Below are 15,120 nucleotides of genomic sequence, written 5' to 3' on the forward strand. Positions count from 1 at the left end.
CAGAATGCCGTTCAGCAACGGAACGGCATTCTGTTTTGCTCATGGCACCGGTCCTCATCACGCGTGATGCGTCGCCAGCCATTCGCGCAAGGCGTTGTTCATCCGGGTTTGCCAGCCATCACCGCCCGCCTTGAAACGTTCGACGATATCGGCGTCATAGCGCACCGTTACCGCAACCTTCGGATTGGCTAGTTTGGGTCGCCCGCCACGTCGCTTCATCTGCGCGAACTGTTCGTCGGTGGGTTCGAACGTGTCTGCGTCAGCCGCGATGCCGCGAGCAATCGCGGCTTCTTCGTCAGGTGTGTTACGGATCAATCTGGGTGGCTTCTTCATAGCGGTCAATCTCCCGGTTGTTGGCTTTGCGCAGACTGATGACCCGGAAGATGTCGCCACGCTGTGTGAACACGACGCAATAGAGCCGGGATTCGATTACCGCATAGCCAATTTCGCGCAGCTCGCCATAGTCCTTGCGATCGTCGGGCATGCACCATACGGATGACCAGTCGATCCGCTCTGCCAGGGCGAGAGAGACGCGGTGCTTGCGGGGGTTGGCTTCGCTCTTGATCGGATCGTTGGTCGTTTTCACTGGTTATTGTAGTTACAAAAACATACGGGGGCAAGGTATTCCTGTAACTACGTTATTGCCGCCGAACCCCTCCACACAGCGCACCCGGCTCGCCGACTGGCTTCGTCGGCGCCGCGCATCAGAGCGCGGTCTGCTCCTCGGCTTGCGGCGCGGCGGCGACGCCCAGACGCACGCGCGCCGCTTCGTACTCGCGCTTGAGCCGCGCGATCAGCTCGGCAGCCGGCACGATGCTCTTCACGGCGCCGATGCCCTGGCCCGAGCCCCAGATGTCCTTCCACGGCTTCACGCGCGTCGAGCCGAAATTCATCGCCGAAGGATCCGATTCCGGCAGCGCGTCCGGATCGAGTCCGCTCTGCACGATGCTCTGGCGCAGATAGTTGCCATGCACGCCCGTGAAGAGATTCGAGTAGACGATGTCGCCCGCGCTGCCTTCGACGATCATCTGCTTGTACGCGTCGACGGCGTTCGCCTCGTGCGTGGCGATGAAGGCCGAGCCGACGTAGGCGAGGTCGGCGCCAGCGGCCTGCGCCGCGAGAATCGCGTTGCCGTTGCCGATCGCGCCCGAGAGCAGCAGCGGGCCGTCGAACCATTCGCGAATCTCGTGGACGAGCGCGAACGGCGAGAGCGTGCCTGCATGGCCGCCCGCACCGGCGGCGACGGCGATCAGGCCGTCCGCGCCTTTCTCGATGGCCTTCTTCGCGAACGTATTGTTGATCACGTCGTGCAAGACGATGCCGCCCCATGCGTGGATCGCGTGATTGACTTCCTCCCGCGCGCCGAGCGACGTGATGATGATCGGCACCTTGTATTGCGCGCACACGCCAAGGTCGTGCTCGAGGCGGTCGTTCGACTTGTGCACGATCTGGTTCACGGCGAAGGGCGCCGCGGGAGCTTCAGGGTGCTTCGCGTTGTACTCGGCGAGTTCGGTGGTGATGCGGTCCAGCCATTCGCCCAGCACGTGCGCGGGCCGCGCGTTGAGGGCGGGGAAGGAGCCGACGACGCCCGCCTTGCATTGGGCGATCACGAGATCGGGGTTCGAAATGATGAAGAGCGGCGAGCCGACGACCGGAATCGACAGGCCGCGGCGCAGCACGGCGGGCAGGGACATCTAGATCTCCTGGACTGGGCGGCGGCCGGGTGTGGCCGCCGCATTGTTCGTTGCTGGCGCGATGCGGGGCCTTCCTTCATTGCGCCAGCGGGCAGGACCAAACATAGCAAACCGCCGGACACTATGCAACCAGTTGCATAGTGGAAAAATTCGAGCCACAACAGCGGCAGCCTGATCGGAAGCGTGGTTTAGAATCGGCGCATGTCCACCCCGCACGCCATCCTCATTGCCTTGCTGGAAAAGCCTTCGTCGGGCTACGACCTCGCGCGGCGCTTCGATCGCGCGATCGGTTACTTCTGGCACGCCACCCATCAGCAGATCTATCGCGAGCTTGGCCGCATGGTCGACGCTGGCTGGGTGTCCGTCATCGAGGACGACGCGGCCGCGGCCACACGCAAGAAGGTGTATTGCGTGCTGCCGGTGGGGCGCAACGAGGTGGTGCGCTGGGCGCGCGAGACGCCGCTCGATCTCGACTCGCGCAATGTGTTCCTGCTCAAACTGCGTGCCGACGCCGTAATCGGTCCGCTCGGCCTGGCCAACGAACTGGAGAGGCTCATCGGCGAAAATCGTGCGCGGCTCGCGGTTTATCGGGAGATCGAGCAGCGGGACTTCGGCGGCGCTTCGCTCACGCGCGGTCAGCAGATTCAGTACGCGATTCTGAAGGCGGGTATTCTCACTCAGGAGATGTGGCTCGCATGGGCGGCCGAGGTGAGGCCGCTGGTGGATCCGGCAGCGGCACAATGAGATTTGCCTGGTTATCCGAAGTAATTGGTGAGTGGCACAGTGTGTCTGCGATTGCGTTCGAAGACGCATTAATTCATGCGTGTCCAAAAAGTTAGTTGACGAGCGTCGCGAGAGGCCCTATAATTCTTTTCTCTGACGGACGCGGGGTGGAGCAGTCTGGCAGCTCGTCGGGCTCATAACCCGAAGGTCGTAGGTTCAAATCCTACCCCCGCAACCAAACGTATTAGTCAGGTCTTAAGCAGCACCAAGGCTTCGCGCCGATCAATGAACCCGCTCAGAGCGGGTTTTTTGTTTTCCGCGCCTGTGCAAGGCGCGTTGTCTACAAGGCTCGTCACCGAGCGCTTGCCTCGCCCCCAATCGCCCAGTCCACCGCTGCCTGCGCGTGCAACGCCGTGGTATCGAACACCGGCAACGTCGAATCGCGAGGGCCGATCAGCAGCGTGATTTCGGTGCAACCGAGAATGACCGCCTGCGCACCACGAGCCGCGAGGCTATCGATCACGCGTTGGTAGGTGCGCCGCGATTCGTCATCCACCATGCCGTGACACAACTCATCGTAGATGATGCGATGGATGTCCGCACGATCGTGCTCGTCAGGCACGACGGCTTCGATGCCATGCGCCTCGCGTAGCCGCCCCACGTAGAAGTCCTGCTCCATCGTGTAGCGCGTGCCGAGCAGGCCCGCACGCGTGTAGCCTGCGGCGCGCAACGCCTGGCCTGTCGGGTCGGCGATATGCAGGAAGGGGATCGAAATGACCGCCTCGATCGCCGCTCGAACGCGATGCATGGTGTTCGTCGCGAGCAGCACGATATCCGCGCCGCCGCGTTCGAGTTGCTGCGCGGCCTCGGCCATCTGCGCGCCGAGTGCGTCCCAGTCGCCCGCGCGCTGAAGCGCCTCGACCTGCGCGAAATCCACCGTCACCATCAGGCTGCGCGCGTTGTGATGACCGCCCAAACGCGCCTTCGCATGGCGGTTCAGCAGCCGGTAATACTCGGCCGACGATTCCCAGCTCATTCCTCCGATCACACCGATCGTTTTCATCGATTTGCCTCGCATGCTCATGGACGGGTCAGTCGGCACGAGTATAGGCGCGTGCAGGCCGTCGTCCAGATACGGTTTCGCGATTCCACCGCGGTACGGAAATGGCGAGCATCGCGACGTCTTGTCCGAACGTCGCGCCCACGTGAGCGTCTTCGCGTTTGTGTTGGCTCGCGGCGATGGCGCCGTCATTCTGGCGTCGATAGAATCGACGCGGACGATGCGTTTTCGCCATGCCAGAACAAGGAGCCGCAAATGGACCTGATCATTCGCCGCGCGGTGCTCGCGCATACGCATCCCGCCGGGCATCCCTCGGTGGATATCGGCATCGAGGGGGGGCGTATCGCCGCCGTCGAGCCGCATCTCGCCGCGGCGGCGCGCGAGGAGATCGACGCGGCTGGTGCGCTGGTGAGCGCACCGTTCGTCGACGCCCATTTCCATATGGATGCCACGCTCTCGTACGGGCTACCGCGTGTGAACACTTCGGGCACGCTGCTCGAAGGCATCGCGCTGTGGGGAGAACTCAAACCGCAACTCACGCAGGAGGCGCTCATCGAGCGCGCGCTCCAGTATTGCGACTGGGCCGTCGCGCGCGGGCTGCTGGCGATCCGCTCGCACGTCGATGTATGCGACGGGCGTCTGCTCGCCGTCGAAGCGCTGCTCGAAGTGAAACGCCGCGTCGCGCCGTATCTCGATCTGCAACTCGTGGCGTTTCCGCAGGATGGCGTGCTGCGCAGCCCCGGGGCATTCGACAACCTAAAGCGCGCGATCGCGATGGGCGTGGATGTGGTAGGCGGCATTCCGCACTTCGAGCGAACGATGGCGGACGGCGCCGAGTCGGTGCGCCTGCTCTGCGAGTTCGCCGCTGAAAAGGGCTTGCGCGTGGACATGCATTGCGACGAATCCGACGACCCGCTCTCGCGCCACATCGAAACGCTCGCGGCGCAAACGCATCGGCTCGGCCTGCATGGGCGCGTGGCGGGTTCGCATCTCACGTCGATGCATTCGATGGACAACTACTACGTGAGCAAACTGATTCCGCTGATGCGCGAGTCGGGTGTCGCGGCGATCGCGAATCCGCTCATCAACATCACGCTGCAGGGGCGCTCCGACACCTATCCGAAGCGTCGCGGCATGACGCGCGTTCCCGAGTTGATGGCGGCGGGCGTGACCGTCGCGTTCGGTCACGACTGCGTGATGGACCCGTGGTACAGCTTCGGCTCGGGCGACATGCTCGAAGTCGCGCATATGGGGTTGCACGTCGCGCAGATGACGGGCACCGATGCCTCTCGCGCATGCTTCGACGCAGTGACCGTCAACGCGGCGAGCATTCTCGGTCTCGAAGACTACGGCGTGGCGCCCGGTTGCGCCGCGAACCTCGTGGTGCTCGACGCCCGCGATCCCATCGAGGCGATCCGGCTGCGCGCGGCGCGCCTCGCGGTGGTGAGCCGGGGCAGGGTGGTGAGCCGGCAGCCCGCGCAGCGCGCGGCGCTTGCGCTCGCCGGGCGTCCGGAGAGTGTCGATTTCAGACTGCATCGATAAGGCGTCACGCAACAAAAAACCGCACAGGTCTGCATGCCCCTGTGCGGTTTTAGTTCGGATCGCTTAACAGCAGGTCACATGCCTATTGCTGTGCCGGCGGCTGCTCCATGCCGTTGTGACGCAGCAGCGCGTCGATATTCGGCTCGCGGCCGCGGAAGGCCTTGAACGATTCCATCGCCGGGCGGCTGCCGCCCACTTCGAGGATTTCCTTGCGATAGCGCGTGCCAGTGCTTTCGTCGAGCACGCTCGACTTCGCGGCCTGTGCCGCTTCCTCGAAGGCCGCGTACGCGTCGGCGGAGAGCACCTCTGCCCACTTGTAGCTGTAGTAGCCGGCCGCGTAGCCGCCCGCAAAGATGTGGCTGAACGTGTTCGGCCAGCGCGAGAACGAAGCCTGCGCAATGACGTGATAGCGCTCGTTGATCTCGCGTGCGAGGTCGTTCGCGCTCTTGCCCTTCGAGGCGTCGAAGTCCACATGCAGCGCCATGTCGAACATCGAGAACACGATCTGGCGCAGGGTGCCGAGACCGCTCTGGAAATTCTTCGCCGCGAGCATCTTGTCGAAGAGTTCGCGCGGCAGTGGCTTGCCCGTTTCGACGTGCGAGCTCATTTCGCGCACGACGTCCCATTCCCAGCAGAAGTTCTCCATGAACTGCGAGGGCAGTTCGACGGCGTCCCACTCCACACCGTTGATGCCCGAGACGCCAAGTTCGTCGACGCGCGTGAGCATGTGGTGCAGGCCGTGGCCGAACTCGTGGAAGAGCGTGATGACTTCGTCGTGCGTGAAGCACGCGGGGCGGCCGCCCACCGGCGCGGAGAAGTTGCAGGTCAGATACGCGACCGGCGTTTGCACGCCGTTGCCGTCGAGCTTGCGGCGCGAGCGTGCATCGTCCATCCATGCGCCGCCGCGCTTGCCTTCGCGCGCGTAGAGGTCGAGATAGAACTGCGCGACCAGTGTGCCATCTGCGTTCTCGACGCGGAAAAAACGCACGTCGGGATTCCATACCGGCGCACTGTCGGGGCGAATGTGCACGCCGAACAGCGTTTCCGTGACCTTGAAGAGGCCCTGGAGCACGAAGTCTTCGGGGAAGTATTGCTTCACCTCGTTTTCCGAAAACGAGTAGCGCTTCTGGCGCAGGCGCTCGGCGGCGAACGCCATGTCCCACGGCTCGATCTGCGCGAGGCCCAGCTCGCTGGCCGCGAAGTCGCGCAGCTCCTTCCAGTCCTTCTCCGCATGCGGGCGCGCGCGCGTGGCGAGGTCTTCGAGAAAGCTCATCACCTGGGCCGGCGTTTCGGCCATCTTCGGCGTGAGCGAGACTTCGGCGAAGTTGTCGTAGCCGAGCATCTTCGCTTCCTCGGCGCGCAGTTTCAACTGCTCTTCGATGATCGCGGTGTTGTCCCATTCGGCTTTCCCAGCGCCGTAGACGGGCCCAAGCTCCGAAGCGCGCGTCACGTAGGCGCGGTACATCGTTTCGCGCATCGCGCGGTTTTCCGAATACTGGAGCACCGGGAAGTACGAGGGGAAGTGCAGCGTGAACTTCCAGCCTTCCTTATTCTCGCGCTCGGCGGCTTCGCGCGCGGCGGCGCTCACATCCTCGGGCAGGCCCGCGAGCTCGGCTTCACGGGTGGCGTAGAACGCGTAGGCGTTGGTCGCGTCGAGCACGTGGTCGGAAAAGGCTTTCGCGAGCGCAGCCTGGCGCTCCTGCAGTTCGGCGAAACGCGGCTTCTGCTCTTCGGGCAACTCCGCGCCCGAGAGACGGAAGTCGCGCAGCGAATTCTCGAGAATCTTCTTGCGTTCGCCAGAGAGCAGCTCGAACGAGTCGTGATGCGTGATGGCCTTGTACTTCTTGAAGAGCTCCAGATTCTGGCCGACGCTCGACCAGAATTCGGTCACGCGCGGCAGGTTCTCGCCATGGGCGGCCCGCAGCTCGGGCGTGTCGGCAACGGCGTTCAAGTGGCCGACCACGCCCCAGGCACGCGAGAGCGGCTCGGTGGCGCGCTCGACCGGCTCGACCACGTCGCTCCATTGGGCGGGCGTCATGGGTTGCGCGGCGCGCTCGACAGCTGCTTTTGCGTTCGCGAGCAGCACGTCGAGCGCCGGCGTGACGTGCTCGGGGCGGATTTCGCCAAAGCGCGGCAGGGCGGTGAAATCGAGGAGCGGATTGTCGGAGGGGGTAGTTGCCATGATGCTTCCTGTTCCTGTCTGTCGCGGGTCGGGGGACGGGGGCGCGGCAGCGCTGCGCGCGCCCGTTAGAGCGAGTATTGGGGCGCGAGGGGCGCTTTCCAACCGGTGAATCCGATCAAATTAACAGATGTCGCAGGGAGTCGGCGAAATCACGGCCCGATTCGATCATCCGGCTCACTGAGCTCCCGCCCGAGCAGCAAAAGAAAAGCGGCCCATGAGGGCCGCTTCTTGAGCGTGACGCCGCAATGCTCGATCGCAACTGCCTTACGCGCCTGCTGCGCGTTCCGCCGCTTCGATCGTGTTCACCAGCAGCATCGTGATGGTCATGGGGCCAACGCCGCCCGGCACCGGCGTGATGAAACCGGCCACGTCCTTCAGGCCCGCGAAATCGACGTCGCCGCAGAGCTTGCCGTTGTCGTCGCGGTTCATCCCCACGTCGATCACGGTCGCGCCGGGCTTGATCATGTCGGCGGTCAGGATGTTGCGTTTGCCCACCGCGGCGACCACGATGTCGGCGTCGCGCGTGTGCTTCGCGAGGTCGCGCGTCTTGCTGTGGCAGATCGTGACCGTCGCGCCCTTTTCGAGCAGCAGCAGCGCCATCGGCTTGCCGACGATGTTCGAGCGGCCGATCACCACGGCGTTGGCGCCCTCGAGCGGGATCTTGTACTCCTCGAACATCTTCATCACGCCATAGGGCGTGCAGGGGCGAAAGAGCGGCTGGCCCGTCATGAGCGCGCCCGCGTTGGCGACGTGAAAACCGTCCACGTCCTTCTCGGGCGCGATGGCCTCGATCACCTTGTGGCTGTCGATGTGCTTCGGCAGCGGCAGCTGCACGAGAATGCCGTGGATCTTCGGGTCACGGTTCAGCTCGTCGATGCGCTTGAGCAGATCGGCCTCGGAAAGCGATTCGGCATAGCGGTCGTACGACGAATGGAGGCCGTTGTCCTCGCACGCCTTGACCTTGTTGCGCACGTAGACTTCGCTCGCCGGATTGTCGCCCACCAGCACGACGGCCAGCCCCGGCTGATGGCCGCGGGCGGTGAGGGCAGCGGCGCGTGTGGCCACGTCGGCGCGAAGTTTCCTGGAGAGGGCGTTGCCGTCGATGAGGGTGGCAGTCATGGTCGGTCTGGATCGAAAGTGGGCGTTGCGGGCACGTGCGGGCGCTTGTGGAGACTCGTGGAGGCGCGAGCGCTGGCGCACAGCACAGGGCGCAGGCGAGCGGCATGGGGCCGGCTTCTGTGCGAAGGCCGACATTATACCCGCGCGGCGGCCGCGCTTCGGCCTGGACGGGCGAGCGGCGACCTGCGAAGACCGGTAAAGGGAAGGAGGTCCAGATGCGGCGGCGGCGCGCCGCAGGCTGCATTCGCGCGCACCACGGCGCACGAATGCACTTAAGACCGCGCGCTTACTGCTGCGCCTGTTGCGGCTTGTTGGAGAGCGCGAGACGCAGCAGGTCGGCGACCGTGTTGACGTTGAGCTTCTCCATGATGTTGGCGCGGTGCGCCTCCACGGTCTTGATGCTGATGCCGAGGTCGTCGGCGATCTGCTTGTTCAGGCGGCCCGCGATGATGCGCTCGAGCACCTGGTGCTCGCGCGCCGTGAGCTTGCCGAGTCGTTCGGCCGCAGCGCGCTGCTGCTGCACGTTGCTGCTTTCGTTGCGCGCCTTGTCGAGCATGCGCTCGACGAGCTTGCGCAGCTCGGCTTCGTCGAAGGGCTTTTCGATGAAATCCATCGCGCCCTTCTTCATGGTCGAGACGGCCATCGGGACATCGCCGTGACCCGTCACGAAGATGATCGGCAGCGAGGCGTTTTCGGCGATCAGGCGTTCCTGCAGTTCGAGGCCGCTCATACCGGACATGCGCACGTCGAGTATCAGGCAGGCGATCTGTCCGGCCTGCTGCGCCGGCTGATAAGCATCGAGGAACTCCTCCGCGCTGTTGAAGCACTGGACGCGGTAGCCGTTCGCTTCGAGGAGCCAACGCAGGGAGTCTCGTACGGCCTCATCGTCATCGACAACAAAGACGGTTTCCTGGGTGGTGACTGGGCTGTTCATGGCTCTCCCGTAACGGTTTGTGGAGTCGGTTCTTCGGAGCCCCGCGAAGGGCTGTCCGTTTCGCCGATGGGCAGACTGCAATGGAACGTTGCGCCGCTGATGTGGCCGTCGGATTCGACGTTGTTGACCACCCAGAGACGCCCGCGGTGCGATTCGATGATGGAACGGCAGATGTTCAGGCCCATGCCCATGCCATCGGATTTCGTACTGTAGAACGGTTCGAAGAGGCGTTCGGCCGTGGCTTCGTCCACGCCCGGACCCTGGTCCACGACGCTGATGCACACGTTGCCGCCTTCGCGCTTCACGATCACGCGGATCATCGCATCGATCGCATTCGGACGCGCCTCGGCCATGGCTTCGGCTGCGTTTTTCAGCAGGTTGACGAGCACCTGCTCGATCAGCACCGGATCGACGTAGATCACGGGCATGCGCGAGCGCATGTCGGTCACGATGCGGATGCGGCGCTTGCGCGCCTCGATTTCGGCGAGGCCCACGGCGTCGGCCACGATGTCGGCCACGCGCGTGGCCTGGCGCTTGGGCTCGCTGCGCTTCACGAACTCGCGGATGCGCTTGATGATCATGCCCGCGCGCACCGCTTGCTGGGCCGTTTTCTCGAGCACGGGCAGCAGGTTGTCGGGCGCGGCGCGGCCCGACTTCACGAGCGCGACCGTGCCGGATGCATAGTTGTTGATCGCGGCGAGCGGCTGGTTCAGTTCATGCGCAAGCGAGGAGGCCATCTCGCCCATCGTCATCAGGCGGCTCGTGAACTGGAGCTTTTCGTCCTGCTGGCGGGCCAGCTCCTGGGCCTGCTTGCGCGTCGTGATGTCGGTCGCGATCTGCATCTGCGCGAGGTGGCCGTCCACCCACTGGATGTACTGGCGGCGCACTTCGAACCACTTCTGGATGCCCTCGACGTACACCTCCTGTGCGTCCGCCGTGCTTTCCGTGAGCGCGGTGGCGGGCAGGCCCGCGAAGGCGTCCACCATGTCGATCGAGTCCGATGAGGCGTTGGCCGAGTCGAAGCCGCCGCCGCCGGCCAGTTCGAGGTGGCCGTCCGGACGGATGCCGAAGAGGTGGCGGTAATAGCGGTTCGCGAACAGCAGCTCGGCTTCGTCGGCGGCGAGCACGGAGACGGCCGCGTCGAGGCTCTCCAGCACCGTGGTGAAGCGCTCGTGCGCGGCGGCGAGCTCTTCGCGCGCGCGCTTCGGTTCGGTGATGTCGGTCATCGACGACATCCAGCCCGTCTGACGGCCCGAGCTGTCGATGAGCGGCGAGACGTAAAGGCGGGCATGGAACTGCGAGCCGTCCTTGCGGCGCACGCGCAGCTCGAAGCCCGAGGAGGGCGCCTTGCCGCGCAGCGTCATGTCGAGCTGGCGCTGCATTTCGGGGTAGGCGTCGCGCGGCCAGTAGGGGAACGGCGCATTCTTGCCCACGAGGTCGCTTTCATCCCAGCCAGTCATGCGGCAGAAGGCCGGATTCACGTGCGTGATGCGCCCGTGCATGTCCAGCACGCGCATGCCGATCAGCACCGAGTTCTCCATCGCGCGACGGAAGAATGCTTCCGCGTAGAGCGCCTGCTGCGCCTCGAAGCGCTGGCGCGTGTGCTTCCAGAGACTCCAGAGGCTCCACAGCACGAAGCACGACAGACCCGCGACCAGCCACACGAGCGTGTTGTTCGTGAAGTTGGTCATCTGCGGAAACGAGTACACGCGTACCGAAACGCCCTGGCCCGGCGGATCGAGCGGCAGGTCGTAGTAGACGTCGCGCGGCAGGCGCGGGCGCGTCGAGGTGGTGGCGAGCTCGCGGTCGTTCGCGTCGAGAATCGAGATCTTGTACTTGGCCGACAGCTCGGGCGGGATGTCGTGCTTCAGAATGCCTTCGACCGAGAACACGGCCGCGATTGAGCCAAGAAACTCGCGATCGCGGTATACCGGCGTTTGCAGCGTGATGTAGCCGTTGCCGACGTCGTCGTAGATGAGCGGGGAGTACACCTGGCGCCGCGTCGAGCGCGCTTCGGCGAAGGCGGCCTTCACGGCTTCGTCCATTTGCGCGTCGTTGGGCTTGGCGAGGCGCTGGCCGAACAGCGGCATTGCCGTGTTGGGCCACCTCGGCTCCTGCTGGCTCGTGTACCAGTTGAGATAGAGGATCTCCGGATGGCCCTGCATGATGTCCGTGGTGGACGTCTGGAAATATTGCGGATCGCTGTGGCCCGCCGCGAGGTCGCGCGCCAGCGCCTGCAGTTGCTCCTGCGCGCCCGTCATGGAAAGCCGGATCTGCTGCTGGGCCCACGCGACGTTGCGGTAAAGCGTGTCTTCCTGCTGCTGTTGCTCGCGGCGGTTGAGGCTCCACAAGATCAGGCTCATGACGACCAGGAACACCAGGATCGACAGGAGCGGCGTCAGCAAATAGGAATTCGACCACCAGGGTCCGTGGTGCCAGCGGGACGGCGACGACTCGCCGGGCGTTCCGGGCGGCCGCGCCGAGCGTGCGAAAAGCCGTTCGGTCAACATGGCAAGGATTGTAGCGCAGCGTAAGACACGGAAATGCCGCGAAAAAAGCAGTAAATCGCCGATAAACGGGTGCAAACTGACCGTTATCGCCACAGGGGCGCGAACGATTAAGCGTGCGCTGCAGCAATTTTCCACATTATAAAATCACATCTCGCAATTCGAAAATTTTGTTGCGCAAGGCCCAGGGGGGTCATTACAATCGCCCGGAAGCTGCTGCGGTTGGCCCGGTCGCGCCTCAAGCGCTGCCGCCAACATGGCCCGATCAACAGCGTTCCCCCATCAGGAGACGAGCATGTCCGCTGTACCCGACGAAGTCCTAAAGTACGTTGCCGCCGACAAGGACGAGGATCCCCAGGAAACTGCCGAATGGCTCGAAGCGCTGGACGGCGTCATCTCGACGGTCGGCCCTGATCGCGCCCATTACCTCATCGAGAAGCAGATCGAGTTCGCGCGCGTGCACGGCGAGCATCTGCCGTTCTCGGCCAACACGCCGTACATCAACACGATTCCGGTCGCCAACCAGGCCCGCAATCCCGGCGACCAGGACATCGAGCACCGCATCCGCTCGTACACGCGCTGGAACGCCATGGCCATGGTGCTGCGCGCGGGCAAGCATACGAACGTCGGCGGCCATATCGCCTCGTTCGCCTCGGCGGCCACGCTCTACGACGTCGGTTACAACCACTTCTGGCGCGCGCCTTCGGCCGAGCACGGCGGCGATCTCGTGTTCGTGCAGGGCCACTCGTCGCCGGGGGTCTACTCGCGCGCGTTCCTGCTCGGCCGCCTGACCGAAAAGCAGCTCGACAACTTCCGCCAGGAAGTGGGCGGCGAGGGCATCTCGTCGTACCCGCACCCGTGGCTCATGCCCGACTTCTGGCAGTTCCCGACCGTCTCGATGGGCCTCGGCCCGATCATGGCGATCTACCAGGCGCGCTTCATGAAGTACCTGCAGGCGCGCGGCATCGCGAAGACCGAGGGCCGCAAGGTATGGGCCTTCCTCGGCGACGGCGAGACGGACGAGCCCGAATCGCTCGGCGCGATCGGCATGGCCGGCCGCGAGCGTCTGGACAACCTCGTGTTCGTCATCAACTGCAATCTGCAGCGCCTCGACGGTCCGGTGCGCGGCAACGGCAAGATCATCCAGGAGCTCGAAAGCGAGTTCCGCGGCGCGGGCTGGAACGTCATCAAGGTCATCTGGGGATCTCGCTGGGACGCATTATTCGCGCGTGACAGATCGGGCGCGCTGATGCGCCGCATGATGGAAGTCGTCGACGGCGAGTACCAGACGTACAAGTCGGAGTCGGGCGCCTTCGTGCGTGAGCACTTCTTCAACTCGCCGGAGCTGAAGGCGCTGGTCGCCGACTGGTCCGACGACGACATCTGGAACCTGAACCGCGGCGGCCACGACCCGCACAAGATCTACGCGGCGTTCCACGAGGCATCGAACTCCAAGGGCCAGCCGACCGTCATCCTCGCGAAGACGATCAAGGGCTACGGCATGGGCGAAGCCGGCCAGGCGATGAACATCACCCACCAGCAAAAGAAGATGCAGGTGGATCAGCTCAAGAAGTTCCGCGACCAGTTCCGTCTGCCGATCACGGACGAGCAGATCGTCGACGTGCCGTATCTCACGTTCGAGGAAGGCTCGAAGGAACTCGAATACATGCGCCAGAAGCGCATGGACCTCGGCGGTTACCTGCCGGCTCGCCGCCAGAAGGCCGAGTCGCTCCCGGTGCCGGGCCTCGACGCGTTCGAGCCGCTGCTCAAGGGCACGGGCGAAGGCCGCGAGATCTCCACGACGATGGCGTTCGTGCGTATCCTCAACATCCTGTTGAAGGACAAGGCGCTCGGCAAGCGCGTCGTGCCGATCGTGCCGGACGAGTCGCGCACCTTCGGCATGGAAGGCCTGTTCCGCCAGATCGGCATCTGGAACCAGCAGGGCCAGAAGTACGTGCCGGAAGACTCCGACCAGCTGATGTTCTACAAGGAATCGGAGACGGGTCAGATCCTGCAGGAAGGCATCAACGAAGCCGGCGGCATGTCGGACTGGATCGCAGCCGCGACGTCGTACTCGACGCACGGCGAGATCATGATCCCGTTCTACATCTTCTACTCGATGTTCGGCTTCCAGCGCATCGGCGACCTCGCATGGGCCGCGGGCGACATGCGCTCGCGCGGCTTCCTGCTGGGCGGCACGGCAGGCCGTACGACGCTCAACGGCGAAGGCCTCCAGCACGAAGACGGCCACTCGCTCCTGTGGGCCGCTTCGGTGCCGAACTGCGTGAGCTACGACCCGACGTTCGGCTATGAACTCGCGGTCATCATGCAGGATGGTCTGCGCCGCATGGTGCAGGACCAGGAAGACGTGTTCTATTACATCACGGTGATGAACGAGAACTACGAGCACCCGGCGATTCCGCAGGGCGAGAGCGTGGCCGCCGACATCATCAAGGGCATGTACGCGTTCCGCAAGGGCGCGGACAACGCCAAGGCGCCGCGCGTGCAACTGCTGGGCGCGGGCACGATCTTCAACGAAGTGATCGCCGCCGCCGACCTGCTGAAGAACGACTGGGGCGTCGAAGCCGACCTCTGGAGCGTGCCGAGCTTCACCGAACTGGCCCGCGAAGGCCATGAAGTCGAGCGCTGGAACCTGCTGCACCCGAGCGAGCCGCGCCGCGAATCGCACGTCGAAAAGCTGCTCAAGGGCACGCAAGGCCCGGTCATCGCATCGACCGACTACGTGCGGGCGCTCGTCGACCAGATCCGCGGTCTGGTGCCGCGCAAGTTCGTGGTGCTCGGCACCGACGGCTTCGGCCGTTCGGACACGCGTGAGAAGCTGCGTCACTTCTTCGAAGTCGATCGCTACTGGACCACGATCGCAGCGCTCAATGCGCTCGCGGACGAAGGCAAGATCGAGCGCAAGGTGGTGGGCGAGGCCATTGCCAAGTACAACCTCGATCCGTCCAAACCCAACCCGATGACCGTCTAACCCATCACCCCGTGCATGGCATGCGCGCCTCCCCGAAGCGGGGAGGCGCGTTTTATGCGGCCCCGGAGACAAAACAATGAGTCAAGCGATCGAAGTCAAGGTGCCGGACATCGGCGATTACAAGGACATTCCTGTGATCGAGGTGCTGGTGAAGGCGGGCGATACCGTCGAAAAAGAACAATCCCTCATCACGCTGGAGTCCGACAAGGCGACGATGGACGTGCCGAGCCCGGCGTCGGGCACGGTCAAGGACGTGAAGGTCAAGGTCGGCGACAACGTGTCGGAAGGCTCGCTCGTGCTCGTGCTGGACGGCGCCGGCGCGGCTGCGGCTCCGGCCGCTGCACCTGCCCCGGCAGCGGCACCGGCT

General features: G+C 64.4%; 12 protein-coding genes and 1 tRNA gene. 5 read left to right on the top strand and 8 right to left on the bottom strand.

What is annotated here, in order from left to right; genetic code table 11:
- Positions 1-57 precede the first annotated feature (57 nt).
- The 3 genes from BMI01S_RS12215 to BMI01S_RS12225 all read right to left on the bottom strand — a co-directional run bounded on the left by BMI01S_RS12215 (position 58) and on the right by BMI01S_RS12225 (position 1,694).
- Entirely contained in the window at positions 58-333 is a 276-nt protein-coding gene (locus BMI01S_RS12215) for a BrnA antitoxin family protein (protein WP_028210088.1), read from the bottom strand.
- A complete protein-coding gene (locus tag BMI01S_RS12220) occupies positions 305-586 on the bottom strand; it encodes a BrnT family toxin (RefSeq protein ID WP_042289306.1) in 282 nt (93 codons plus the stop codon). The genes BMI01S_RS12215 and BMI01S_RS12220 overlap by 29 nt, the downstream gene beginning before the upstream one ends.
- A 118-nt stretch (positions 587-704) precedes the next feature.
- Positions 705-1,694: an NAD(P)H-dependent flavin oxidoreductase gene (locus tag BMI01S_RS12225; protein WP_028210086.1), complete on the bottom strand. Its 990-nt coding sequence runs from the start codon at positions 1,692-1,694 to the stop codon at positions 705-707.
- A gap of 201 nt (positions 1,695-1,895) precedes the next feature.
- Between BMI01S_RS12225 and BMI01S_RS12230 the strand changes: the two genes are divergently transcribed.
- Both BMI01S_RS12230 and BMI01S_RS12235 read left to right on the top strand, forming a co-directional pair.
- Positions 1,896-2,438, top strand: a complete 543-nt coding sequence (locus BMI01S_RS12230) for a PadR family transcriptional regulator (protein WP_028210085.1) — start codon at positions 1,896-1,898, stop codon at positions 2,436-2,438.
- 140 nt (positions 2,439-2,578) lie between these two features.
- Positions 2,579-2,655, top strand: a tRNA-Met gene (locus tag BMI01S_RS12235).
- A gap of 114 nt (positions 2,656-2,769) precedes the next feature.
- Here the strand turns inward: BMI01S_RS12235 and BMI01S_RS12240 are convergent.
- Complete coding sequence (locus BMI01S_RS12240; RefSeq protein WP_028210084.1) at positions 2,770-3,480, bottom strand: aspartate/glutamate racemase family protein; 711 nt, start codon at positions 3,478-3,480, stop codon at positions 2,770-2,772.
- 252 nt (positions 3,481-3,732) lie between these two features.
- Here BMI01S_RS12240 and BMI01S_RS12245 point away from each other — a divergent pair, with 252 nt between their 5' ends.
- The gene (locus BMI01S_RS12245; protein WP_028210083.1) at positions 3,733-5,019 is read left to right on the top strand and encodes an amidohydrolase family protein; all 1,287 of its coding nucleotides are present in this window, start codon (positions 3,733-3,735) and stop codon (positions 5,017-5,019) included.
- A gap of 82 nt (positions 5,020-5,101) precedes the next feature.
- On the opposite strand, the gene BMI01S_RS12250 is transcribed toward BMI01S_RS12245, so the two are convergent.
- The 4 genes from BMI01S_RS12250 to fixL form a co-directional block, all read right to left on the bottom strand.
- Positions 5,102-7,201: a M3 family metallopeptidase gene (locus tag BMI01S_RS12250; RefSeq protein WP_028210082.1), complete on the bottom strand. Its 2,100-nt coding sequence runs from the start codon at positions 7,199-7,201 to the stop codon at positions 5,102-5,104.
- A gap of 264 nt (positions 7,202-7,465) precedes the next feature.
- Positions 7,466-8,320 carry a bifunctional methylenetetrahydrofolate dehydrogenase/methenyltetrahydrofolate cyclohydrolase FolD gene (folD, locus tag BMI01S_RS12255; RefSeq protein WP_028210081.1) on the bottom strand — a complete coding sequence of 285 codons (855 nt, stop codon included), beginning with the start codon at positions 8,318-8,320 and terminating at the stop codon, positions 7,466-7,468.
- Positions 8,321-8,606: 286 nt separating this feature from the next.
- Positions 8,607-9,254 (bottom strand): oxygen response regulator transcription factor FixJ, encoded by a 648-nt coding sequence (gene fixJ, locus BMI01S_RS12260; protein ID WP_028210080.1) that lies wholly within the window; start codon positions 9,252-9,254, stop codon positions 8,607-8,609.
- Positions 9,251-11,764, bottom strand: coding sequence for an oxygen sensor histidine kinase FixL (gene fixL / locus BMI01S_RS12265; RefSeq protein WP_028230466.1), 2,514 nt, complete (start codon positions 11,762-11,764; stop codon positions 9,251-9,253). The genes fixJ and fixL overlap by 4 nt, the downstream gene beginning before the upstream one ends.
- A 292-nt stretch (positions 11,765-12,056) precedes the next feature.
- Here fixL and aceE point away from each other — a divergent pair, with 292 nt between their 5' ends.
- On the top strand, positions 12,057-14,753 hold the full coding sequence (aceE, locus tag BMI01S_RS12270) for a pyruvate dehydrogenase (acetyl-transferring), homodimeric type (RefSeq protein ID WP_028210078.1): 2,697 nt from the start codon (positions 12,057-12,059) through the stop codon (positions 14,751-14,753).
- Positions 14,754-14,829: 76 nt separating this feature from the next.
- A partial coding sequence (locus tag BMI01S_RS12275; protein ID WP_042289313.1) for a biotin/lipoyl-containing protein occupies positions 14,830-15,120 on the top strand: 291 nt, incomplete at its 3' end.

Origin of the sequence: Paraburkholderia mimosarum LMG 23256 = NBRC 106338 (assembly GCF_000739815.1) — a bacterium.
Taxonomy (GTDB): Bacteria; Pseudomonadota; Gammaproteobacteria; order Burkholderiales; family Burkholderiaceae; genus Paraburkholderia; species Paraburkholderia mimosarum.

Coding starts and splice junctions, on each gene's coding strand:
- BMI01S_RS12225 (WP_028210086.1), bottom strand. CDS start 1,694: ATGTCCCTGCCCGCCGTGCTGCGCCGCGGCCTGTCGATTCCGGTCGTC.
- BMI01S_RS12240 (WP_028210084.1), bottom strand. CDS start 3,480: ATGAAAACGATCGGTGTGATCGGAGGAATGAGCTGGGAATCGTCGGCC.
- aceE (WP_028210078.1), top strand. CDS start 12,057: ATGTCCGCTGTACCCGACGAAGTCCTAAAGTACGTTGCCGCCGACAAG.
- BMI01S_RS12230 (WP_028210085.1), top strand. CDS start 1,896: ATGTCCACCCCGCACGCCATCCTCATTGCCTTGCTGGAAAAGCCTTCG.
- fixJ (WP_028210080.1), bottom strand. CDS start 9,254: ATGAACAGCCCAGTCACCACCCAGGAAACCGTCTTTGTTGTCGATGAC.
- BMI01S_RS12245 (WP_028210083.1), top strand. CDS start 3,733: ATGGACCTGATCATTCGCCGCGCGGTGCTCGCGCATACGCATCCCGCC.
- BMI01S_RS12250 (WP_028210082.1), bottom strand. CDS start 7,201: ATGGCAACTACCCCCTCCGACAATCCGCTCCTCGATTTCACCGCCCTG.
- fixL (WP_028230466.1), bottom strand. CDS start 11,764: ATGTTGACCGAACGGCTTTTCGCACGCTCGGCGCGGCCGCCCGGAACG.
- folD (WP_028210081.1), bottom strand. CDS start 8,320: ATGACTGCCACCCTCATCGACGGCAACGCCCTCTCCAGGAAACTTCGC.
- BMI01S_RS12215 (WP_028210088.1), bottom strand. CDS start 333: ATGAAGAAGCCACCCAGATTGATCCGTAACACACCTGACGAAGAAGCC.